22 protein-coding genes are annotated in these 20,932 nt (G+C 72.0%); 7 read left to right on the top strand and 15 right to left on the bottom strand.

The features are described 5' to 3' along the window. Positions 1–499 precede the first annotated feature (499 nt). From IE185_RS32205 to IE185_RS32135, 15 genes are all read right to left on the bottom strand, one after another. Positions 500–1,285: a hypothetical protein gene (locus IE185_RS32205; RefSeq protein ID WP_138894283.1), complete on the bottom strand. Its 786-nt coding sequence runs from the start codon at positions 1,283–1,285 to the stop codon at positions 500–502. Between the two features lie 191 nt (positions 1,286–1,476). After that, positions 1,477–2,040, bottom strand: a complete 564-nt coding sequence (locus tag IE185_RS32200) for a GntR family transcriptional regulator (RefSeq protein WP_138894284.1) — start codon at positions 2,038–2,040, stop codon at positions 1,477–1,479. Between the two features lie 210 nt (positions 2,041–2,250). Continuing rightward, positions 2,251–2,904 (bottom strand): GIY-YIG nuclease family protein, encoded by a 654-nt coding sequence (locus IE185_RS32195; RefSeq protein ID WP_138894285.1) that lies wholly within the window; start codon positions 2,902–2,904, stop codon positions 2,251–2,253. Positions 2,905–3,005: 101 nt separating this feature from the next. Next, positions 3,006–3,539: a hypothetical protein gene (locus tag IE185_RS32190; RefSeq protein ID WP_138894286.1), complete on the bottom strand. Its 534-nt coding sequence runs from the start codon at positions 3,537–3,539 to the stop codon at positions 3,006–3,008. 139 nt (positions 3,540–3,678) lie between these two features. Then, positions 3,679–3,939, bottom strand: a complete 261-nt coding sequence (locus IE185_RS32185) for a hypothetical protein (protein WP_138894287.1) — start codon at positions 3,937–3,939, stop codon at positions 3,679–3,681. Next, complete coding sequence (locus IE185_RS32180) at positions 3,936–4,241, bottom strand: DUF6247 family protein (RefSeq protein ID WP_138894303.1); 306 nt, start codon at positions 4,239–4,241, stop codon at positions 3,936–3,938. Before IE185_RS32180 ends, IE185_RS32185 begins: the two co-directional genes overlap by 4 nt. Positions 4,242–4,397: 156 nt before the next feature. Continuing rightward, positions 4,398–4,787 (bottom strand): hypothetical protein, encoded by a 390-nt coding sequence (locus IE185_RS32175; protein ID WP_138894288.1) that lies wholly within the window; start codon positions 4,785–4,787, stop codon positions 4,398–4,400. A gap of 14 nt (positions 4,788–4,801) precedes the next feature. Continuing rightward, positions 4,802–5,356, bottom strand: coding sequence for a telomere-protecting terminal protein Tpg (gene tpg, locus IE185_RS32170; protein WP_138894289.1), 555 nt, complete (start codon positions 5,354–5,356; stop codon positions 4,802–4,804). 3 nt (positions 5,357–5,359) lie between these two features. After that, complete coding sequence (gene tap, locus IE185_RS32165) at positions 5,360–7,495, bottom strand: telomere-associated protein Tap (RefSeq protein ID WP_138894290.1); 2,136 nt, start codon at positions 7,493–7,495, stop codon at positions 5,360–5,362. Positions 7,496–7,693: 198 nt separating this feature from the next. Further along, the gene (locus IE185_RS32160) at positions 7,694–8,512 is read right to left on the bottom strand and encodes a DciA family protein (protein WP_138894291.1); all 819 of its coding nucleotides are present in this window, start codon (positions 8,510–8,512) and stop codon (positions 7,694–7,696) included. After that, complete coding sequence (locus IE185_RS32155) at positions 8,509–11,058, bottom strand: hypothetical protein (RefSeq protein WP_229843834.1); 2,550 nt, start codon at positions 11,056–11,058, stop codon at positions 8,509–8,511. Before IE185_RS32155 ends, IE185_RS32160 begins: the two co-directional genes overlap by 4 nt. Before the next feature lie 924 nt (positions 11,059–11,982). Continuing rightward, the gene (locus tag IE185_RS32150) at positions 11,983–13,212 is read right to left on the bottom strand and encodes an NsdA family TPR-like regulatory protein (protein WP_138894292.1); all 1,230 of its coding nucleotides are present in this window, start codon (positions 13,210–13,212) and stop codon (positions 11,983–11,985) included. Between the two features lie 356 nt (positions 13,213–13,568). Further along, positions 13,569–13,895, bottom strand: a complete 327-nt coding sequence (locus tag IE185_RS32145) for a hypothetical protein (protein WP_138894293.1) — start codon at positions 13,893–13,895, stop codon at positions 13,569–13,571. A 79-nt stretch (positions 13,896–13,974) separates the two neighbouring features. Beyond that, the gene (locus IE185_RS32140) at positions 13,975–14,535 is read right to left on the bottom strand and encodes a UTRA domain-containing protein (protein ID WP_138894294.1); all 561 of its coding nucleotides are present in this window, start codon (positions 14,533–14,535) and stop codon (positions 13,975–13,977) included. Positions 14,536–14,589: 54 nt separating this feature from the next. Further along, positions 14,590–15,399 carry a GntR family transcriptional regulator gene (locus IE185_RS32135; protein ID WP_229843833.1) on the bottom strand — a complete coding sequence of 270 codons (810 nt, stop codon included), beginning with the start codon at positions 15,397–15,399 and terminating at the stop codon, positions 14,590–14,592. Between the two features lie 501 nt (positions 15,400–15,900). Between IE185_RS32135 and IE185_RS32130 the strand changes: the two genes are divergently transcribed. The 7 genes from IE185_RS32130 to IE185_RS32100 form a co-directional block, all read left to right on the top strand. Then, positions 15,901–16,746: a hypothetical protein gene (locus tag IE185_RS32130; RefSeq protein WP_189716500.1), complete on the top strand. Its 846-nt coding sequence runs from the start codon at positions 15,901–15,903 to the stop codon at positions 16,744–16,746. A 175-nt stretch (positions 16,747–16,921) separates the two neighbouring features. After that, positions 16,922–17,200 (top strand): hypothetical protein, encoded by a 279-nt coding sequence (locus tag IE185_RS32125; RefSeq protein WP_138894295.1) that lies wholly within the window; start codon positions 16,922–16,924, stop codon positions 17,198–17,200. A gap of 5 nt (positions 17,201–17,205) precedes the next feature. Beyond that, positions 17,206–17,475, top strand: coding sequence for a WhiB family transcriptional regulator (locus tag IE185_RS32120; protein ID WP_138894296.1), 270 nt, complete (start codon positions 17,206–17,208; stop codon positions 17,473–17,475). 294 nt (positions 17,476–17,769) lie between these two features. Beyond that, positions 17,770–17,958: a DUF5999 family protein gene (locus IE185_RS32115; protein WP_282960766.1), complete on the top strand. Its 189-nt coding sequence runs from the start codon at positions 17,770–17,772 to the stop codon at positions 17,956–17,958. Between the two features lie 100 nt (positions 17,959–18,058). Then, complete coding sequence (locus tag IE185_RS32110; RefSeq protein WP_170198260.1) at positions 18,059–18,235, top strand: hypothetical protein; 177 nt, start codon at positions 18,059–18,061, stop codon at positions 18,233–18,235. Between the two features lie 113 nt (positions 18,236–18,348). After that, complete coding sequence (locus IE185_RS32105) at positions 18,349–18,921, top strand: DUF6197 family protein (RefSeq protein ID WP_138894298.1); 573 nt, start codon at positions 18,349–18,351, stop codon at positions 18,919–18,921. Between the two features lie 156 nt (positions 18,922–19,077). Further along, a partial coding sequence (locus IE185_RS32100) for a coiled-coil domain-containing protein (RefSeq protein ID WP_189716498.1) occupies positions 19,078–20,932 on the top strand: 1,855 nt, incomplete at its 3' end.

The raw sequence follows: 20,932 nt of genomic DNA, 5'->3' as shown, positions 1-20,932 counted from the left end.
CTTCGACCCAGACCCGGACGGCGGCGGCGAGGACGCACCCGCTCCCGAAGCCCGCCCCACCCTCCGGCTAGCCGGCTGAACCGCCCCCGCACATCGCGCACCACCACGGCGCCCCCCGCACCACGGGAGGGCGCCGTCGCCGTTCCCGGCCGGACGGAACAGCACCGCAGCAGCATGTGACCCAAATCGGCCCGGTGCAGCAGACCTGAGCAGCACCGCCCGCTGCACCGACTGCTGCACCGCCGGCGCCGGCCTGCTACCCGAGCAGCAGCCTTGTCCCGCCTGGCCCATGCAAATGCTGCGCTGCACCCACGACACCGCCCTGCTGCACTCCCACCACCACCGTGCTGCACCCGACGACACCGCTGCTGCTGCCCTTCGACACCACCACCAGGAGCAGCACGAGGACCCTGCTGCAGGCCCTCGCCTCACAGGCTCACAGCCTCACAGCGCACCCGCCCACCAGGGAAAAAAGGGTGTGTGACTCACAGGGCGGCGGTCACAGGACGGTGCCGTACAGGGCGCGGCGGTCCCCGGACATCGCGTAGCGGCGGGCCGCGAGGCCGGACTCGAGGTTCTCGCCGATCTCCTCGCACAGCGGCGCCAAGACGTCGGTGGCCGCGGTGTCGGAAAGGTAGGCCGGGGCGACTTCGAGCATCAGCTCCCCGAGCTGGTGGGTACTGGCGGCGAGGTCGTCGATGACGCGGCGCAGCTCGGCGAGCGCGGGATCCGCCGGCGCATCGGCGGGCGGCAGGGACGGGGCGGTGCGGACGTCGCGGACCGCTTGGCGGACCACGGCGCTCACGGTGGGCTCATCAAGGGCCTGGAGGCCACTGTGGGCGAGCGTGGCGAGTCGGCGGGTGATCAATTCCGCGACATCGACGCTGCGGCTGGAGACGTCGATCAGGGCCCGCTGGGAGAGGCCGTAGTCGAGCGCGGCCGGGCTCTCCGAGTCGGTGTCTCGCGTGCGAGACAGGCCGGGGCCGGCGGCGACGGCGCCGCCGATCGCGGTGAGCGTGCGGGCGACATCGAGGAGCCGGTACGCCTGGGCGCGGCTGATGCCGAACTCCGCGGCGCAGTACGACTCCCAGCTGCTGTGCCCGAGGGGAAGCCAGACGCGGGCGGCGTGGGCGTCACGGACCCGGGCGGCGAGGACCGCCACGGAGCGCCGGACGTCGTCCATCGCCGCGCGCAGCCCGGCCGTCATCTCCCGGGCGCGGGCCGTGGTGAGCGGCGGCCGCGCCAGTTCGGCGCCGTGCTCCTGGTCCTCGTGTTGCTCGCCCACGACTCCATCGTCCTCCGAGCCGGCGGGCGGGGCCAGGGCGTACGGAAGCACGGCCGCGAGCTCCGCCTCACACCCTCACAGCTCACCCCGTCTACCTGGGGAAACGGCCTGTGAGCCTTATAGACCTCACAGGCTGGGGCCGACGTGACACCAGGTGCGTGACACCGGCCCCGGGGCGCGGCGGGGTGCGGCTACGTCGGCTGGGAGTCGCCGCCGGCGGGCAGCTGCTGCTCGATCTCCCGCGCCGTCCTCATCAGCTCCAGGGCCTCGCGGCGCAGCTGGCTGGCGCGCTCGCGCAGCTGCTTCACGCGCCGGCGCTGCTGCTCGGGGCTGAACGCGTTGACGTACTGCCCGCGCGGACCCACGAGCAGCCCTTCGGCGATGAGCTGGCGTACGGCGGCTGCGGCCTCCTTGCCGCCGATGTCGAAGTGCTGGCCGATGTCGTAGCGGGTCATGAACCGTTCGCCGGGCTCGTAGCCGCGGTGGATCGCGGTGCGCAGCAGCCGGTAGGCGCGCTCGGTGGGCGTCGTCGTGCCGACGCTGTAGAGGCGGTAGCCCTCGAACAGGGTCACCATCCCTTCGGCGGCGAGCTGCTCCAGCGCGGAGCGGACCGTGTCTGTCGACAGCCGGAGGTCCCCGGCGATCTCGGTCAGCGCGGGCAGATGGGTGCCCGGCTCGGTGCACGAGAGCCGCACCCACCGACGCACCGCCTGGACGTCGTCGTCGCCCGCCACCACGTTGTCCACCGTCGTCATGCCCGCGCCCCTGTTCTCCAGTGATCCGGTCCGGGGACCAGCCTGGTGGGCGGCGCGGCGCGGGCGCCAGGAACTTGCCGCGGTTTGCCAGGACCGGGCCTGCGCGCGGTGGATACGGGTGGATACGCGGTGCCGCCCGGGTGGCTACTGGTAGATACGGCCACTCGGGCGGCGGGACTGCCTAGCCCGGCGGCTCTGTTGCTCCGGGCGTCAGCCGCCTGTCCGGTCGGCCGCGCGGGCTCCGCTCTGCTCTTCCCGGTGGCTGGTCCGGATATCCAGTCCCAGCTCTGCCAAGGCGTCAATGACGACCCTGGCGGGATCTCCAAGGGGCGTCAGGTCGAACCACTCCCCCCGCACCCGGTAGTCCGCGAACCGCTCGTGCAGCGCGCCTTCGTAGTCGCCCTCCACGTCCAGGAGCGGAAGGAGCCTGGCGTGGTGGCTGGTCTGTAGCTGCGCCATCCGGGACTTGAGGGTGCCGGTGGTCCGCCCGATCTTCGTCTGCGGGGAGTCCTCCACGCCGACGAGGTACGTCCGCACAGTCCGGTGGACCGGGCCCCGGGGTGCTGGCACCGCCAGCTCGTCGGGGGCCGGGAGCGCCTCGTCGTCCTCCACGTCCTCGGGGTTCTGATGCATCACGAGGGCTGTGCTCCCGCCCTGGATGGTCAGGGTCTTGCTGATGGGTGTGCCGTCGGCCCGGAACGTGGTCCGGACGATCTGCATGACGAGGACGGCGCCCTTGTAGCCCAGGGCCTCCAGCTCGGTGTCCGTGGCGAGCCGGGAGGTGACCTCCGTCTCCTCCCGTACGGCTTCGCTCGGTTGGGGTTGTAAGTGGTCACGGCGCGGGTGGCCGGTCGGGTTCTCCATGGCCCGACCCTATGGGCGCCCGCCGACAGGCCGCAGGCCCTGGCCGTGGCCCCCAGCCCGGGGAGGAAGGGGCACGGCGGGGTCGGGTGTGTGGGTGTCGGCTACGGCAGGCGGCAGCCGCCGAGCCGGACTTCGCGGGCGGCTATCCACTCCCTGCGCAGGTAGGCGCGGGCGGAGTCCCGCTCGGCGTCCCGGTCCCCGTCGGTGCGGGGCTGCGGAGGGCGGGAGGTCTTCCCTCCCCCGTGGACGCGGTCGTGGGCGACCAGGCGCTCCGCGAGCATGGCCGCGTCGGTGCGTAGCTCCACCGCGGAGTCCACCGGTTCGGGGACGTCGTCGTACGGTTCCTCGCCCGGTAGATACGGGCCCGGTGTGCAGGAGAGGGCCAGGGCGTCCAGGACGGCGCCGGCCTCCAGCAGGTCGTCGCGGGCTTCCATGGCGAGGAGGTTCACCTCGGAGAGGACGGCGTCCTGTCCATGGGTGAGTCGTCCGGTCAGGGCCTCGCGGTCGGACTGGTAGCCGGCCAGCAGGGAGGCGATGAACCGGATGTCCGGCAGGTGCTTGCCGTAGGCGTCGATGGCGGCCTGGGAGGCGTTCCAGGCCGGTAAGCCGCTGGTGTCGTATCCGGGCGCGTGCACGCAGGGGTCCTCTCGGGAGTGCCGGGTTGTCGGGCGTATCTACCAGGGTGGCTACCGGTGGATAGGGCCGTGGCTACGATGCGGAGCGCCCCGACCCCGGCAGTTGCGATGCCGGGGTCGGGGCGTTGTCGTCGGGTGGCTACCCGAGCCAGGTGATGGTGAGGACGGACAGCCGGCGCAGGGGCCTGTTCACCCAGTAGGTGAGGGACAGCTGGCCGACGGACGCGTGGCGCACGTCCTGGCCCTCGGGGTCGTCGGCGTTGAACTGCCGGAAACCCCAGGGGTCGGCCGCGGCGGCGTCCAGGACGTCCCACACGGTGTCCTCGATGTGCTCGGGCAGGGCGTCGAGGACCTTGGCGGCCGGGGCGGAGAAGCGGACCGCGTACGGCTGTGCGGTCACCGGCGCCTGCCGCGGAGCTCTGCCATGTCGATGAAGTCGGTGTCGTCGTAGCCGGAGGCGACGAACGCGTCGACGGCCGGGGCGGAGGCGATGAGGCCCTGCCACTCCTGGACGACCTCGTAGAGCGCGGCGAGGGAGAACGTGCGGCGTGATTCCTCGAGCGCGGCCGCCCACTGCCGCTCGAAGGCCGGCACCCAGGAGTCGGCGCGCGCGTCGGCGCGCAGCTGGGCGAGGAGTTCGGCCGGCGCCCCGGGTGCGGGGGCGTACGGCGTGACGGGTGCGTGGTCGGGCTGCGCGCTCATCTGGTCCTCCCGGCGGGTCGTCACCTCACGGTACGCGCGCCGGATCGCCGTGGATGCGGTCATGGGCAGATCCCTCCTAGGGGGTGAGCGGCGGCACGAGGGCCGGGCCCCGGCAGTTGCGATGCCGGGGCCCGGCCCGTGGTGTGCCGACCGGGGTCAGGCTGCGGGGCTGAGGGTCAGGGTGTAGTGGCGGCCGGTGGCCAGGTGGACCGTGAGGGTGTCGTCGTCGGCGGTGGCGGCCCGGTAGGCGGGGTGGACCAGGAGCGCGGGGACGACGACGTCGCGCAGCACGTCGGTGGCGGGCCGGTCGGCGGGGGCCGGGGTGCCGGTCGGGGACTGGAACACCTCGCCGTCGGCGCCGGCCTGGAAGTCGAGCACCCAGGTGCCCCCGGCCGCGGTGAAGACGATGTCGCCCTGGGCGCCGGAGTCGGTGACGTCGCTGGTGCCGGGGTGGGCCTGGAGGACGTCGGCCAGGCGCACGGCCTCTTCGTCCACGGCGGTCAGGCGGCTCTTGTTGCGGTCGATGGGCGGGAATTCAGTGGTCATGAATTCGCTCCGATTCAGTATTCGAGATCGAGGTAGTCGATGTCGTTGATGGCGACGTCCGACAGTCCCATGGCGCGGCCGCCATTGTCCTGGAAATAGACTTCCTTAAACCCTTCGGCGATGATCCCACGCATCTCCTGGTCGCTGGCCCCGGTGTCGCGGGCGTCGAACAGGCGCTGCGCGTACGCCGCGGGAAGCTTGACGGTGAGGCGGCGGAAGCGGCCGTCGTCGGTCGATCCTTCCGAGGAGTGGTAGCCGAAGCGGGCCCTGGTCTCCACCGTGATCCCGCTGGCGGCGGCCTGCTTGTGCCGGCGCTTGCGCACCTGGGGCTGCCACCGCTGGCGTACGGCGTCGTCGATCTTCGCGGCGACGTCGGCGCGGGCGTGCTTGCGGGCCCCGCGCCGGTAGCGGTTGACGGAGTCGGCGGTGACGCCGAGCTCCTGGGCGACGGCCTTGGCGCTGCCCAGCTGCTTGAGCAGGTAGCCGATCTGGCCCTTGAGCGTCTTGGGCGGCTGTCGGGTGAAGCCCTCCCGGTCGGCCCGCTCGATGGCGTCGTCGATCTCCCCCACGGCCTACTCCCCTTCGTCCAGGACGGCGTCGCCGCCCTGGATGTGGCGGGCCGGGTTCAGGCCCTTCTCCATCAGGTCGACCGCCCACAGCATCGACTGGACGCCCTCCAGCTTCGCCAGGCCGGGCGTGGGCCCGAGGCGGAACCCGCCGGGCTGCGGCTTGCCGGACGCCGCGTACGGGAGGAAGTCCAGCGGGCTCTCACCAGGGCTCGGGTAGACGACGCAGTCGGAGAGCACGGCGAGCGGGTAGAGCCCGGTCATCTTCGCCATGTTGTTGAGCTTGCGGTGCATGTTGACCCGGGCCTTGCTGATGACGGCGGCCCGGATGTCGGGTCGCCACGTCGGCCGGGCCAGGGCCGGCCACGTCTCGCCCTCCTTGTAGTGCTTGCCCTGGGGGCGCTCGCGAAGCTTGCCGACGCCGCCCTTGACCGTGGCCTTGATCGCGGACAGGACGGCGGCCAGGGCCGGGTCCTTCTGCTTGTGCTGCTCCATCGCCGCCAGGAACTCCACGTCGGAGAGGTCCTTGGTGACGCCCATGTCGGCGAGGGTGTCGACGTAGGCGGTCTTGAGGCGGTCGTGCCACGGGTCGAGGTACGCGCCGGTCTCGCGCCGCAGGTACGCCTCGATCGGGTGGACGTCGTGCCCGAGCTCCTGGGCGTAGGCGAGGGTGTGCGTCTGGTACCAGGCCGGGCCGGTCGGGCGGGAGCCGTCCGGCGTGAACGGCGAGGGCAGGCGCGGGTCCAGCTCGATGTGGGACAGGTCGGCCAGCCAGCTCCCGGGGATCTTCGGGTTGAACTTCGGGGCGTGGAAGTGGTCGGGGGCGGACAGGCCGACGACCAGGCGGGCCGCGGCGGCGAGGAACGCCGTGTTCAGGTCCAGGCCCACCGCGAACGGCAGCGTGCACTCCTCATCGGACAGCGTCTCCACCGACCGCACCCACTGGTACGCCTCTTCGTTCAGGAAACCGCCGGTCCAGCCGCTGTTGACGACGACGGGGTGCTCCGGGGTGGCCTCCGGCGGCGCCGGGTTCATCGGCTCGGTGCCCAGGGAGCCCGCGTTGTAGCCGGACACCCAGTTCCCGGTCTCCGGGTCCTGCACGGCCTTGGTGGGCGGGCGCAGCGCCGTCATCAGCTCCAGGCCGGAGACGGCGGTGGAGCCGCGCGGGGTGATGACCCGGGTCGCGTAGACGCCGAGGACGCGGGCGATGTCGGCCGGCTCCATCTCGGCAACGCCGGGCCAGGAGCGCTCGTCGAGGGCGTCCCAGGACAGGATCGCCAGCTGCACGCACTGCCGGTCGCGGCCCTGTGCCTTGCGGTAGATCCGGGCCCACGGGCCGAAGCCCCGCTGGGTGAGCTGCCACTTCGCCTTCGCGACCTGCTTGACCACGGGGTGGTCCTCCGGGAGGCGCAGGGAGCGGCGCTGCTCGTGGCCCTCCAGGCGCTCGGGGAGCCCGAGCTTCACGGCGGCGGCCGCGGTGAGCACGATCAGCGGGTCGGAGTCCTTGCCGTACCGGTTGAGCTTCGGCGCGCCGAGACCGGACTCGTGCAGCGTCCACTCCACCAGCTCGGGCACGGTGGTCGCCGGGCAGTCCAGCACGACGCCGCCCACGGCGTACGCGGAGCCGTCGCCGTCCAGCACGGCGAGCGGGCCGTGCGGGAAGCGCGGGTCGGTCGCGGGCGCGGCGGCCTTCTTCGCTGCCGGGCGCCGGGACGACGGCGTCGCCGGGCGTCCGGCAGGGCGGGTGGGATGCTCCGGCGCGGCCGGGGCGCCGGGGGCCTGTGCCGGGGCGGTCGTGTCGGCGGGCTCGGACGCGGCCGGGCCGGTGAACGTGTCCGGCACCGGGGCAGGCTGCGGCGCGGCCACGGGGACCGGAGCGGCGGGAGCTCCGTGTGCGGGGTACTTCGCCGCCCACCCGTTCAGCAGCCGCTGGTACGCCTCCAGGCGCGGCGACTTCGGCTCACTCCTGCCGTTCTCGTAGTTCTTGACCGTCTGCACGGTCGACTTCAACGCGGTCGCGAGGCGGGCCTGGGTGATGCCGGCGGCCTCACGCAGCCGGGCGCGCTCCGCCGGGGGCGGGAGCTGCGGCTCCTCCTCCAGCAGGGCGTCGATGTTCGCGAACAGCTCTTCCTCGGATGCCATGTGGATCTCCTTTCGTGCCTCACCCTAGCACTGTTTACCCTAGCGTTTAACCCATTTTTTTAACCCGATCGGATTCTTTGGATGGGCGGAAAATGGACGGTTCGAAGGGCCCTCCGTAGGCCCTGGCTCACACCTGACAGCCTCATCGCGCACCGCTTCCACCTGCGAAAACGCCGTGTGAGGCTTGCAGCTGGAGCGTCACGCCGTCTGCTCCAGGCGGCGCGGTCCGGCTACGGTGAGACCGGCCTTCTCGGCTCGGGCCCGGCGCAGGGCGGCAGCCTCGGTCACCGCGGCCTCCCGGCGCCGCTGTGCGCGGGCCTGGTCGATCGGGGCCGGCGCATCATCCGCGACGACGTCGGTCTCGGGGAACGCCCAGCGGGACAGCTCCCGCATTGCCCGGTTCTGCCGCTCGACCGCCTCCGCGATGTGCGGGTCCACCCGGGATCGGAGCGCGGCCTGGCGGTGCGCCTCGAGGGCGCGCCGGTAGCCGTCCGGCGGCGGCCGGCGCTCCACCGGCGCGGCGGGCACGGCTGGCTGTGGTGCCGGGGCGGCGGGCGCCGTGGAGGGGCCGGCCTCCACGGGGGCGGGCGCCAGGACGTGCACGGCGCGGACGTTTGCACCGGACACCGCCGCGTTGGCCGCCGCGATCAGCTTCGGTGCGCTCCAGCGCAGCTGCGTGCCGACGGCCGGAGCATCGGGGACGACGTCCAGGCGGCCACTCTCCACGTCGAACGCCGCCGCCTTCACGCGCCCGGCGAGCTCGGGCGCGGCCGCGGCGAGGATGGCGTCGAACTGGGCGAGGACGCTTCCGCCGGCGGCCGGGGCGACCATGCCGCGCTCCGTCATCATCATCCCGAGCGCAGCACCGAGCCCGAGAGGTTCGCGGCCGTCGCGTCGTACGGCCGTGCCGGAGCGCCGCTTCGGCTTCTGGCGGGTGGCGCCGTTCTTCTTCGCCGCTTCCCGGGCCGCGAGCAGGGCCTGGCGGGCAAGGTCGACGCCGCTCAGCTCGGTGGTCATGCGATCACCGACCCGGCCGCGTCGCCATCGAGGGCGCGGGCGGCGAGCTCAGGCAGCCGGCCCGACCACGGCGCGGCCGCGGCCTGCTCGCTGCGCGCCGCCTGCTGCTCGCGCAGCTGCTCCAGCCGGGTCGCCAGCAGGCACTCGGCCACGCGCTCCCGGGCGGCGTCGGCGGCCTTTTCCGCGGCGGCGATGGCGTCGGCGCCGGTCGGGTTGTGCTGGAACCAGTGGCGGCCCTGCTCGGTCCTGTACGCCCTCCGCGCCTCGGCTTCGGCCTCCTCGGTCCGGCCCAGCATCTCCAGCGCCTGGCGGCGGTACTCCGGGGCCGCGTCCTGCACGGCCTGGAGCGCGCCGTATGCCAGCACGGACGCGGTGCCCAGCGGGTCCGCGTCCAGCTGGCCCGGCTCTGCCGCGCCCAGGAAGTCGTCCACCGCCTTCTGGCCTGTCACCTGGAGCGTTGCCCGGACGTGGACGAGAACCGCGGCGACGGCCTGTGAGTCGTCCAGGTCGGCGGAGACGGCGGCCGCGAGCATCCCGGCCTCCACCGTCAGGGCCTCCGTCCGGCGCCGGTAGCCGCACACCTCGCACAGCCCGGCCGCCTGCTCCTGGCCGCAGTCCTCGCATGGCAGGACCCGCAGCGCGGCCGCCGCGGCCTGGCGCTCCGCCTCGGCCAGGGCCGCCGCCTCCGCACGGGCAGCCGCCCGCCGGTCCTGCTCCTCACGGGCCTGCCGGCTGCGCCAGGCGAGGTCCTCCGCCTCCAGCGCGACGGCCTCGCGCAGGCGCTCCTCGAGGACCTCACGCCGTTCACGCTCGCCCAGGGCGGGCAGCTGCGCTTCGACCTCGGCGGTGATCCGGGCCCGGCGGGAGCGGCGCAGGTGCAGCACGTTGGCGCAGTTCTCGCAGTCCTCGCCGGTGTCCAGCCGGATCCCGTCGTCGCACTTGCGGTGCGAGCAGGCGCGCCGCTGGGGCAGGCCCCGCCGGATCAGCCACCCGTACGGCTTGTCGACCAGGGCCTCGCCGCCGGTCTCCTCCAGGCGGTCGGTGAGCCGGTCGGCCAGCAGCCGCGGCGCACCCTCCGGCGCCACTCCCAGGCCCGCCAGCTGCGCCAGCTCCGCCTTCGTGGCCGCCTCGACCTGGTCCTGCTGCCAGCCGTTCAGCTGCTTCCACAGCCACGCCACCGGCCCCAGGGCCACTCGCAGGGGAAGGTCAGCCGGAAGGCCCACCCGCCTCTGCTGCTGCGCCTTTTCCCACCCCGCAGCCTTCGGCCGGCCACCGGCCCCAGCCCCGGCAGCACGCTGCCCCACCCGCTCATCGACCGGGGACTTCTTCGGCTGTTCCCCGCGCAGCGGGCCGCCGTCCTCGCGTACGCACGCGCGGTCCGGCAGACCACCGGACCCACCACGGCCTTCGCCGGAAAAGCCACCAGAGAGAGCGAGAGGAAGGACGGGAGTAACCAGGTGAGGGTGGTCAGTGTGAAGGGCTGCCGCAACGTCGGGCTCTGCAACACCCGCCTCATCCGTCACTGGCACGCTGTTGACCTGCGACTCTTCGTCCAGCTCCGGCGCCTCACCAGCCCCTGCCGCAACATCGGGGTCTGAAAACTCGGGCTCCGGGGCCTGCGCACGGTCCTCCTGGACGTCGTCGGCGACCGTACGGCCGTGCGCGGCGGCGACCGCTGGCACCATCAGCCGCGACCGGTTCGCCAGGCCCGAGCCCGTCTTCAGACGCACCCGGAGAACCAGCTCCCGGTCCTCCAGACGCTCCAGCACCCGCTCGCCCGCCGACGCCGTGCAGCCCAGCAGCCGGGCCACCGTCGCCGCCGCGCGGCCGCGCTTGGTGTCCACCGTCCCGCCGCACTGCCGCACCCGCCCGGTCTCCCGCGCCTCCAGCACCAGCAGCAGCAGCGCCAGACGGTCCGTCGCCGCGCCCCGACCGGTACGCGTACCGATCAACCCGGCCGGGGTGACCGAGCCGTCCCGGTGCGTCCAGCCCGGCCCCATCACGGCCTGCAGAAGCCGCCACAGGGTGGCGTACTCCTTCTTCGCCAGGTTCAGCGGGTGCCCGACCACGTCCTGCGCCGCCCACAGCGGCAGCACCTTGCACCCCAGGCCGTCGTCCTGGCCGTACTCGCCCTCCGCCGTGTCGACCGAGACCACGCCCGAGCGGCGCAGCACCGGCAGCACCTCGGAGGCCGTGTACGACGCGGACACCCCGATCCACCGGCCCAGCTCCGAGGTACGGATCTCCACCACACCGGTCTCCGACGGCGTACGCGACGCCAGCACCAGCACCGCCAGGCGCACCGCGTCCGACGCACCGTCCAGGCCGGCCGCGTCCAGCAGCGCCCGCACCGCGCCACCCAGACGGGCGCGCGCGTCCCGACCGAGCGACAACGGATGACCCGCCGCCCGCTCCGGTACCGGCCCGGCCGGGACCGACCGCAGCCGACGCCGCGGCTTCCCGCCCAGCGGGACGTCGACGGAGTTGTCGACGACGTCCCAGAAGTCGGGGTCCAGCGCAGCGGCCGACGCCGCCCCCGCGCTCACAGGGACATCCCGGAGGTCAGCGGAGCCGCCGGCCCGGGGCCGAGCGTGTGACAGTTGAGGGGTGTGATGTACGTCACAATCCCGTCAGGGGGGACACCACAACCTGCGGGAATCACCCCAGAGGGGGTATGGACCTGGTCGTGGTCGACCTGACAAGTCGACCGGAGCTCGTGCACTATGGCGAGACCAACCTTCATATGGATCAACGCGGACGGCCCCTTGGCAGGGGCTCGACTCGATGGCTCGTGTGGGGGGCGGTAGTACGAAGGCCCGGCAGCGATCTCCTTTCGTTTGGCGTGGTTTTCGAACTGGTGTTTCGAAGCCCTTGGCGGGGCCTCGGAACGAACCGCGAAGCCCCTTGGCGGGGGCCCGCGGGTACTGCATGGCCCTGATGAAGGGCCGGACTGAAATGAGCGGCTTGATAAGCCGCGGCTCAGAACCGGTGACAGCCGGGATCTGAGCGGACCGCTCTGGTGGCGAATCCAGGCGGTAGACGGGCCGCGCGGGGCCGAAGGGGATGGCTAGTCCACTTCTTCTTGGCGCGCGCGGCCGATGGCCACTAGGTCATCCCAACCCCCTGAATGCGGAGGCTGGCGTCAAGCTGCCCAGGCGCGCACCCGATGGCGTGATCGCGATGGAGGAACGGCGAAGCTGCGCGTGTAGTTCCACGCGGGCGGGTAACCTTCATCCCGCGAGCACCTCCCATCAAGGTGTGTCGCCCAACGAGGCTCAGCCCCGTTCGAGATGCCCCAGCAGACCATGCCCGGTCGCTGGGGTTCTCGTCGTTATGGATCACTTCTGGGCACAGCCTAACCGCACGACCGGACAGAACTGTGGGACGAATTCGCGAAGCGTCCGAGGTGCCCGGAATGCCGCGCCCGTCCGACGGGAAGCGCGACGTAATTTGCCCGCCACACGGGAAGCTCATTGGCCACCCCGCAGTTCGCGGAGATGGGTGACGAACTCCTGAGCCTCGGACGCGTGTCCGTAGTGCGTCTGGAGGGCCTGCCCGAGGTCGGCGGCCACCATCGCGAGGCTGGGCAGCGACTTCCGTTCCCCCGTCAGGGCCCGCTCCCCGTAGGTGAGTGCGGTGTCCAGGTCACCCTCACGCGCGGCGACCACCCCGAGCGTGACGCGAGCCTCCGCGATCCGCATGGGCGACCGCTCCGTCCCGTCGAAATCCGTACCCGCCCGGATGACCTCATTGGCCAACTGCTCTGCGAGCCGGTTCTCGCCGGACTTCCTGTATGCGTCCATGCGGTAGAAGTCGTATTTCGCGGGGTCGACCACAAAATGGTTCTCGATGTTCTCGGGGTACGGCAGGAGTTCGAGGATCTGGCGTCCCTTGTCGAGCGCGACTTCGGTCTGCGACCGGTCGCCCAACCGGGCCCACGCCTTGGCCTGCTGCGCGTACAGCTGCGCGGCGACGCCTTCCGTCGGCGCCACGGCGATGCCGGCCTCCGAAGCCGCGATGACGCCGCGGTAGTCGCCCCGGGTCAGCGCGAACCACGCCCTCATCTCATGCGCCCAGCCCTGCACACTCAGCTCCCCGGCCTCCTGACCGAGCATCAGCGCGGCCTGCCGGGTGGCCTCCGCGTCGCGGGGCCGGCCGGAGTCGTACTCGACACAGCCCACCAGGAGCGACAGCTTCCCGGCGAGCGCGATGATCTCGCGGTGCTGCGCCAGGCTGACCCGCTGGTGCTGGAGGCCGACGACCCGGGCGAGCCAAGCCTTGCCCTCCAGGAGCAGCTGGTCGGCGGGCAGGTACGCGTACTCGCAGCACAGCCGGTCCGCCGTGATCCGCAGCGCGTCCAGCGTCGCGACGTCCACGTCCGATGCCCGCAGCCTCGCGATGATGTCCACGGTGTCCATACCGCTGACCTGCAAGATTTCTGCCCGCCCGTCACGGCGGGACCGCTCGGGGAAGAACGCGCCGGTCGTCGTGCCGAAGGTCTGCGCGATGGCGGACTTGTACTTCACGGGCTGAGCGTCCCCGGCTTCCCAGCGCTTCCACTGCCGGAGCAAGTCCTGCTCGCTCACGACCTGGTCGTCGGGAAGCCGGACCATCAGCGCGCGGACGGCGTCGGCCTGCGACCAGTCCCTTGCCGCGCGCTCTTCGACCATCCGGCGTGCCCAGTCAGGACGCTCATCCATCGCCGTTCCCCTTCCCCGTACGGTCCAGCGGCGCAGCCTGCTCGACAGGGTGATGCCCGAGCGGAGGCCGGCCCTTCTGCGGGCGAGCATGGCACGGCCCCTTGATCGCGCGGAGGTGACAAGTGGCGGTGACATTCCAGATGTCACCGGCAGTCGTCACTTTGCGCAGCGTCTCAAGGGGCGCACGGTGTGTGCCGTTCACACGAGTCGATCCACGTCCCACGGGGAGGCGAACGGCGCATGCTGAGTTCCGTCCAGCGGTGGCGAATCGGAGAAGCGCGGAGTGCGGTAGGTGCTCCACGGCTCCTCCTTCGCAGCGGTCATGGTGATCGGAATCAGCGGCTTTCGCATGCGCTCTACGGAGCGATCTCCGAGGCGGCGCGTCGGGCCTGGAGCACGTACGCGTACGCCGTCCCGAGGTGCCCGTACGTGCTGCTGTCGTCTCCCGCGAGGGCCGACGCTGCCGATTCGGCGGCGCGCTCCAACTGGCGAGCGACGGAGGCCGGGATGTCCGCAGCAGCGAAGTCCCGCAGCGCTCCCGCTACCTCGGTGAGGCCGACGCCCTCGGGAAGGCCGTTCGGCCCTTCGACGCCCGCGAGCGCGGGAATCCACCCCGTGTCTGCATCCAGGGAGCTGCGGAGTTCTTCCACCAGCTCGGGGGCGGTGAGGCGCTGCTCGTTCATTCGGGGGTCCGTTTCCAGAAGTCCAGAAGGGCCAGCGGCGGCGCCCCGGCGGGACCGGGACGCCGAGCGCGGAGGTGTTTTAGGCGAGAGGAGCGGCGTAGCGCAGCTTCCAGCCCTTCCCCAGAACGTGCTGGGTCACCTCGACAACGCGGCCATCAGCCGTCGCACCGATGTGGTTGATGGTCAGGACATCAGCGCCCTCAGGCAGACCGAGGCGGGCGGCTTCTTCCGGCGTCGCCTCGCGCAGCTCGATGTCCTCGGTGGCGGTGTCGCCCTGGTCGTACCCGGACTCCTTCATGCGGCTGATGATGCCGCCGACGCCGGTTTCCACCTGCTCGATGCCGGCGGCCTCCGCGACGTCGGCCGGGATGTACGTGGTGACGAGCTGGATGACGCGCTCACCATCGAACATTTCCCGAGCCCGCACGACGACGTCGCCGTCGACGCCCAGGAGCTCCGCCACATCCGCCGGCGCGGCGGCGCGGCTGACGGTCACCTCCGTGCGAGGGCTGCGGCCGGACCGGCGCAGCTCAGCGTCGAACGCGCCGCGGGCGCCGTTCTCCTCGCGCTGGTCGGTGGTGTACCGGGTGCGCGCGTCCCGCAGGATCACGCCGCTGTCGTCGATTCGGTTGCTAGCCATGTGCTGAATGCTCCCTGCTGTTGTTTTGACGGACGTTTGGGTGCTTTTCGCTGGTCAGCCGGTGCCCGGGTTGCCTATGGCCCACTCGTAGGCCAGTCGCCACTTGGCGCGTGGCAGCACATGCAGACAGATCTCCACGACCCGGCCTTCGGCTGTCAGCCCCTTATGAGTGATCTCCATGACGGCCTGCTCGGCCGCGATTCCGAGAGCTGCCGCCTCGTCGGCAGTAGGCGACCGGACTTCGATCTCCTCCCGGAGACGCACCTGCGCGAAGCCGGCCTCTGCCATGCGACTTTTGCTGCCGCCCACGCCGGGCTTCATTTCGGTGAGTGCCGGACAGGCATCGACGACGTCTGGGGGGAACCAGGACGTCGCCACCTGGACGACTTCCAGCGCCTCGGTGTTGCTGGGCAGGAACACGGACATGATCCGCTCGCGCTTGAGGGTCTTCGCTCGGTGATGCATGTCGAAGATCCCAGCGACCTGCTTTGGCGGCACGTCCTTGGCGATGGTGACGACGTTCTTGAAGCCGAACCCCTTCGCCCGCATCTCGGCCTCGAACGCGCCGACGGCACCTCCAGCCTCACGGAAGCCAGGAAGGTACCGAACGGTCCGGTCCGACACGATCTTGTCGATGACCAGCGAGACATAAGTTCCTTTGCCCCGCCGAGAGAAGACCAGGCCCTCGTCCTCAAGCACGCCGTAGACGTCGCGCGCGGTCTGGTAGGCGATGCCGTGTTCCTGCTGGAGCTGAGGCACGCCAGGCAGGCGCGACCCAGGTTCGAGTGCGCCCCGCTCGATCCGATCCCGGATCTCGGATGCGATCCGTTCGACCTTCCCGGGCTCTTTCTGCTTGGTGGCCACCGCTCCCCCTCTCGTACGCATCGTGCGGTCAGCGGATCTCGCTGTCCGGTTCAGTTCGCACAGCATTGCATGTCTAGTTGTTTCCCGAAAGCTGGGCGCGCCACTGCCTGCTTCGAGGGGCGACATGGAACTTATGTGTCTACCTAAAAGCGCAGGTCAGAGCGCCACTATGAAACTAGTTAGCTAGACAGGTTGACGAACCCTGAGAGATAGGGCTCTAATCAAGGTGTTCCCGGCGCAGGGCGAGTAGCTGAGCGCAGGGAGTAGCCACGACTTGCACCACCGCAAGGCCGTAGGAACCCCTTCCCCGTGTGGGGAGGGCCGGGGTTGATAGCTCCACCAAATCCCCCGGACCAGTCCCCTGACTGGGTGGCTCCTCCATGCACGTCGCAGCGCAGATGCGCTGTCCCTCCATCAGGACGCCGGGATCGACCCACGCGGCCTGACGGACGGAGAGAGCACCGCGACGCACGCCGTCCCCTCCGATCACGAGGAGTCCCAATGATCACGACGCCCGCGATGCCGAAGTCCGCCAGCAAGCGCCGTCGCAAGACCCGCACGTCGAACATCAACCACCGCCCGCCGGTCATCGCCTCCAAGCTCAAGGTCAGCGAGATCGACCTGGCCCCCGGGAAGGAGCACCTGGTCTGTCCCGACTGTTCCACCTGGGTCCCGATCACCGGAATGCTGGGCACGCCGAAGCTGGTCCCCCACCACACCGGCCGCGCCAAGACCGGCGAGCCGCGCCGCTGTGCAGCAGGCAGCAACCGCCCCGTCACCATCGACGTCGAGGCCGGCGCCTTGCGCACGCAGCTGATCGAGGGGGCGCCGACCGCCGCTTCCCGGCGCGCCACCAAGGTGCTGCCGAAGCCGAAGGTCAAGCCGGTCCCTGCCACCAGCCAGGTCAAGCCCGCCCCGCTCAGCGCGGAGCAGGTCAGCCGGGTGTTCCGTCAGCACCAGCAGCAGTGCCTGGCCTGCAAGGGCGAGGCCAAGAACCGAGACGGGCAGACGCTGCCCTGTCCCGATGGTGAGCGCCTGGCCGTCACTGTCCTGCGGCTGCTCCGCCAGGAGCCCAAGAGGGCGGCCGTCCGCGAGTTCTTCGCCCGGGAGCGCCGGCGCTTCGACCGGCAGTACGCCGCGGCGGCCCCCGCGAAGCGGGCGTCCGAGTGGGCTGCGGTCGAGGTCAGGGTCAGCCACGCGGACGCCGCACGGAAGACGTTCCCGGACGGGGCGCGTCCGGCTGATGGCCCCAGCGTTCCGGAGAAGCCGGAGCACCTGGAGCGTCACAACCAGCGGCAGGCCGAGCTGGGCAGGCAGTACGCCGCCCGCAAGGCGTCGGCGGCCTGACCCGTACACCGAGACGATCGACCACGGCCCCGGCCGCCCCGCAGTGAAGGGGGCGGCCGGGGCCGTGGCTGCTCGTACGGCAGTCGACTCCCCCGTGGGGGAGTGATCGCGACAAGCCCCGGGGGCCTAATCCCGGCGCTGTCTTGCAGGTCACCTTCTGGAGAGGACGACCCACATGCAGATCAGCATGGCACGCTCCCTGATGCCGCCCGCACCGCGGGCCGGAGTGTTCGACGACATGGAGCGCGAAGACACGGACCTCGGCCCCGAGCGCGACGAGACCGACTCCTTCCACTCGCTCGTGCGGCACCTCGTCGCCGACGGCGACCGCCGTGCCCTCCAGGCCGGCCGCCGTGCGCGCCGGGTCCTCACCGACATGGTGGCGACCGGCTACACCCGCCCCTCGCTCCTCACCCGCACGGCCGAGACGGCCTCCAGCGGACAGGGGCGGTGACCGGCATGGACTGGCGACACAACGCGATCTGCCGCGAAGAGGCAGACCCCGAGCTGTTCTTCCCCATCGGCAGCACCGGCCCGGCGCTCCTGCAGATCGAGGAGGCCAAGGCCGTGTGCCGCCGCTGCCCGGTCATGGAGCAGTGCTTGCAGTGGGCGCTGGAGTCCGGCGAGGACACCGGCGTCTGGGGCGGGTTGTCCGAGGACGAGCGTCGGGCGATGAAGCGCCGGGCCGCCCGCAACCGCCTTCAGGCGGGGAAGCGGGCGGCGGCATGACGGACGCCGACCAGAAGCGCCTGAAGGACTGGCACCGCCGGACCGAAGAAGAGCACGACTTCGGCCGGCGCTCTCGCGGCTGACCGGCCCGCCCCACAGGACGGAAACCCAACTTCTGTCCCGCCCCACGCCGCTCCACCAGGTCGGCCGCCCGCACCACGGGCGGCCGGCCTTTCGCACGCCTCCAGCCCGGGAGAGTCTCGGGCCCGCACCCCCGCAGGAGAGCCCATGCGTACCAGCACCCAGTTCGACACCGCGACGAACCTCACCAGCACCACCCGGCTGCCGGACTCGCTGTGCAAGCACACCCCGAAGTGCCCGACGGCCTCCAGCCCGGACCGGGAGGCCGCGCAGGTCGTGGCGGCCCACCCGGAACAGGGCTGGTCGCTCCTCTGCAACGCCTTGGTGGTCTTCGAGGACACCGGGGAGCTGCTCCCGGACGGCCAGATCATCGCCCCGCACCGGCCCTTCGCGACGGCCTGACGGCTGCCCGATCCGCTCGCACCGGCCGCCGCACCCCTGCGGCCGGGTCGGGCGGTGACAGGGAGCCGGACAGTCCGGACCGCCACCGAGGGAGATCGCCATGCGCGGAGACCGCGTCACGCTCACCACCGACATCGAGGCGCTCGGCACCCGGCACAAGGCCGGGGACCAGGGAACGGTCGAGGAAGTCCACACCGGCGGTCACCTGACCGTCCGCATGGACGACGGCCGCCGGAACTTTCCCGCCCAGGACGAGGTGACCACCGCACAGCGGTGACGCGACTGCCAGCTGCCTGATCCGCCCGCACCGCCCGCCGAGCTCCGGCGGCCGGGTCGGGCGGTGAAGGGGAGCCGGACAGCCCGGACCCACCGAACCGAGATGAGGCTCGCATGCCCAAGACGACGAACACCCCCACCGCTGCGGTGTTCACCAACCCCACGCTGAGCAAGGCCGACGAGCTCGCCGCCGACTCCTACCGGCCGTTGTGGACCGGCCCGTCCGGCGAGGAGTCCTCCGGCGAGGCCGTGGCCCGCCACCTGGAGGCCACCAGCGCCCTGCTCGACAAGGACGGCTGGATCCGCACCTACGACCACGGCAAGGACTGGTCGAACGGCGCGGACCTCGCCGACGACGACTCCATGACGGTGAAGGCCATGCTCAAGTCCCTGCTGCGCGTGGTCCGCGACGAGATCGGACAGGATCCGCAGCGGACCCTGTCCACCGCCCTGCGCCACATCGGCGAGGCCGGCGGACACGGCGACACGGACACCGCCTCCATCGCGTCCGACGTCCTGGACCTGGTCATCCGGGCCCACACCGGATCGGACACCGCCCGCGCCACGCCGTGGTCGGAGCGGCAGCACCGCACCCACACGGACATCACCGCCCTGCTGACCGCGGGCGCACGGTTCGCCCGCACCTACGGCCCCGGCACTGCCAGGGCGCAGGAGCAGGCGGCCTGACCCTCGGCTGCTCCGTGCTGACCGCCCAGCACAACGGCCCTCCGGGTCCCCGGCATTGATGCTGTCGGGGCCCCGGAGGGCCTGGTCCATGACCCTACCCACCGCCGCAGATCCACGGTGCCCCTTCTCGGAGGCGCCCGGAAGAGAGGACATTCCGTGGCCACCAAGCCCGCCACCCGCCGCCGGCGCCCCGCGGCGAACCCGAAGCCCCGCAACGGGCGCGCCAAGGCACCGGCGACGCCGGCCTCCGTTCCCGCCCAGGCCGCCGCCCCAGAGGAGACGGTGCCGCTGGTCTTCCCGGAGGCCGACCCGGTCCTGGCCGACGCCGCCGACCGCGCCGCCGACCTCCGGGACCAGGCCGCCGACGACGTCGCGCGGATCCTCGCCGACGGCCAGGTGCTCGCCACCGAGCTGCTGGACGACGCCCGCACCGAGGCGGCCTTGATCACCGAGGCCGCCAACGCGGAGCAGTCCCGTCTGCTGGCCGCCGCCGCGACGGACGCCGACAGGGTCCGCACGGAGGCCGCCACCACCGCGGCCGCCGATGCCGACCAGGTCCGCGCCACCGCCGAAGCCACGGCGGAGCAGCTGCTCGCCGACGCGCGCCGCGACGCCGACACCGTCACGACGACGGCGGCCAGTGAGGCCGACCAGGTCCTCGCCGACGCCAACGCGGCTGCCGAGCAGCTGCTCGCCGACGCCCACCGCCAGGCGCAGGAGGTCGCCACCACGGCGGCCGCGCAGGCGGAGCAGGTCCGCACCGAGGCCGCACAGACCGCCGCGAAGGCCCTCGCCGACGCAGAGACGGCGCGCACCGAGCTGCTCGCGGCTGCGGAGCGCACCGCGGTGGAGACCCGCACCTGCGCCACCACCGACGCCGACCAGCTCCTTCAGCAGGCTCGGGGCGAGGCCGATCGCCTGCGCGAGAGCGCGGGCGCCCAGGCCGCGCAGGTGAAGGCCGGAGCTGAGAAGGCGGCAGCCGAGCTGCGTGAGGACGCCACCCGCGAGCGGGAGGCGTCCCGTGCGGATGCGGCCCGTACGCGGACGCTGGCCAAGGAGGACATCGGCCGACTGCGGGCGACGGCGGCCGAAGACGCAGACCGTCTGACCCGCACCGCCCGCGAGGAGGCCGACCGCATCCTGGCCGCCGCCCGCACCAAGCGGGACGCGGACCTCAAGGAAGCCGAACAGGCGCTGGCGCAGGCCCGGCTGCGGGAAGCGGACGCGGACGTCACGCTGAAGGCCGCCGACGACATGGTGGCCGAAGCCGCCGCCCGGATGAAGCGCGCCACCGACCGCACCGAGCAGGCCCTGGAGCGCAAGCGCCTCAAGCTCCAGGCCAAGGAGGAGCGCCGGGACGCGAAGGAGGCCCGCAAGGCGAAGGCCCGGGAGCTGCGGGCCGCAGACCGCGCCGGGAAGCCGGCCGTGGCCGACCGGGTCAAGAAGTTCGTGAAGGTCAACGCGGAGCGGTTGATGGTGATCGGTCCGATCACCGCCCCGATGGCCGTCGCGTGGACGGGCCAGGCCGGGTTCGCTGAGGACATCCTCGGCTGGGTCGTCCCCTTCACGATCCTGTTCGCCGCCGCGTGGGAGCTGTCGACGGCGTTCGTGGGCTGGATGTACCACCAGGCCCGCCAGGGCGGCGACGCCGGAACCCTCTACCGCGTCAGCACATGGATCTTCGCCCTCGGGGCGGCGGTCATGAACTTCTGGCACGCCTCCGGGATGCCGAAGGAGGGCAGCCGGGTCTGGGACGCGAAGGCGGGGATCTGGACGGAGCAGATCACCTACTGGCACTTCACCCCGAAGGCGGTGGCGTTCGCCGCCATGAGCATCGTCGGGATGGTGCTGTGGGAGCTGTACGCCTCCCTGATCCACCGCCGCAAGCTCCGTGAGGACGGCAAGGTCGCCAAGGCCCGCCCGTCGATCGGGGCGGTCCGCTGGTTCCGCTACCCGGTCCACTCCTTCACCGCCTGGTCGCTCGCGATCACCGACCCGCGCCTGACCACGC

The organism is Streptomyces chryseus, from assembly GCF_014650755.1.
Classification (GTDB): Bacteria; Actinomycetota; Actinomycetes; order Streptomycetales; family Streptomycetaceae; genus Streptomyces; species Streptomyces chryseus.
The sequence above is the reverse complement of the archived record's forward strand: the minus strand, read 5'-3'. Positions and strand labels throughout refer to the sequence as shown.

What these genes read in the sequence shown, in the direction of transcription:
- IE185_RS32125 (WP_138894295.1), top strand. Translation starts at nt 16,922, where the DNA reads ATGCAGATCAGCATGGCACGCTCCCTGATGCCGCCCGCACCGCGGGCC.
- IE185_RS32175 (WP_138894288.1), bottom strand. Translation starts at nt 4,787, where the DNA reads ATGACCACTGAATTCCCGCCCATCGACCGCAACAAGAGCCGCCTGACC.
- IE185_RS32130 (WP_189716500.1), top strand. Translation starts at nt 15,901, where the DNA reads ATGATCACGACGCCCGCGATGCCGAAGTCCGCCAGCAAGCGCCGTCGC.
- IE185_RS32195 (WP_138894285.1), bottom strand. Translation starts at nt 2,904, where the DNA reads ATGGAGAACCCGACCGGCCACCCGCGCCGTGACCACTTACAACCCCAA.
- IE185_RS32120 (WP_138894296.1), top strand. Translation starts at nt 17,206, where the DNA reads ATGGACTGGCGACACAACGCGATCTGCCGCGAAGAGGCAGACCCCGAG.
- IE185_RS32145 (WP_138894293.1), bottom strand. Translation starts at nt 13,895, where the DNA reads ATGAACGAGCAGCGCCTCACCGCCCCCGAGCTGGTGGAAGAACTCCGC.
- IE185_RS32200 (WP_138894284.1), bottom strand. Translation starts at nt 2,040, where the DNA reads ATGACGACGGTGGACAACGTGGTGGCGGGCGACGACGACGTCCAGGCG.
- IE185_RS32180 (WP_138894303.1), bottom strand. Translation starts at nt 4,241, where the DNA reads ATGAGCGCGCAGCCCGACCACGCACCCGTCACGCCGTACGCCCCCGCA.
- tap (WP_138894290.1), bottom strand. Translation starts at nt 7,495, where the DNA reads ATGGCATCCGAGGAAGAGCTGTTCGCGAACATCGACGCCCTGCTGGAG.
- IE185_RS32150 (WP_138894292.1), bottom strand. Translation starts at nt 13,212, where the DNA reads ATGGATGAGCGTCCTGACTGGGCACGCCGGATGGTCGAAGAGCGCGCG.
- IE185_RS32105 (WP_138894298.1), top strand. Translation starts at nt 18,349, where the DNA reads ATGCCCAAGACGACGAACACCCCCACCGCTGCGGTGTTCACCAACCCC.
- IE185_RS32140 (WP_138894294.1), bottom strand. Translation starts at nt 14,535, where the DNA reads ATGGCTAGCAACCGAATCGACGACAGCGGCGTGATCCTGCGGGACGCG.
- IE185_RS32160 (WP_138894291.1), bottom strand. Translation starts at nt 8,512, where the DNA reads ATGACCACCGAGCTGAGCGGCGTCGACCTTGCCCGCCAGGCCCTGCTC.
- IE185_RS32110 (WP_170198260.1), top strand. Translation starts at nt 18,059, where the DNA reads ATGCGCGGAGACCGCGTCACGCTCACCACCGACATCGAGGCGCTCGGC.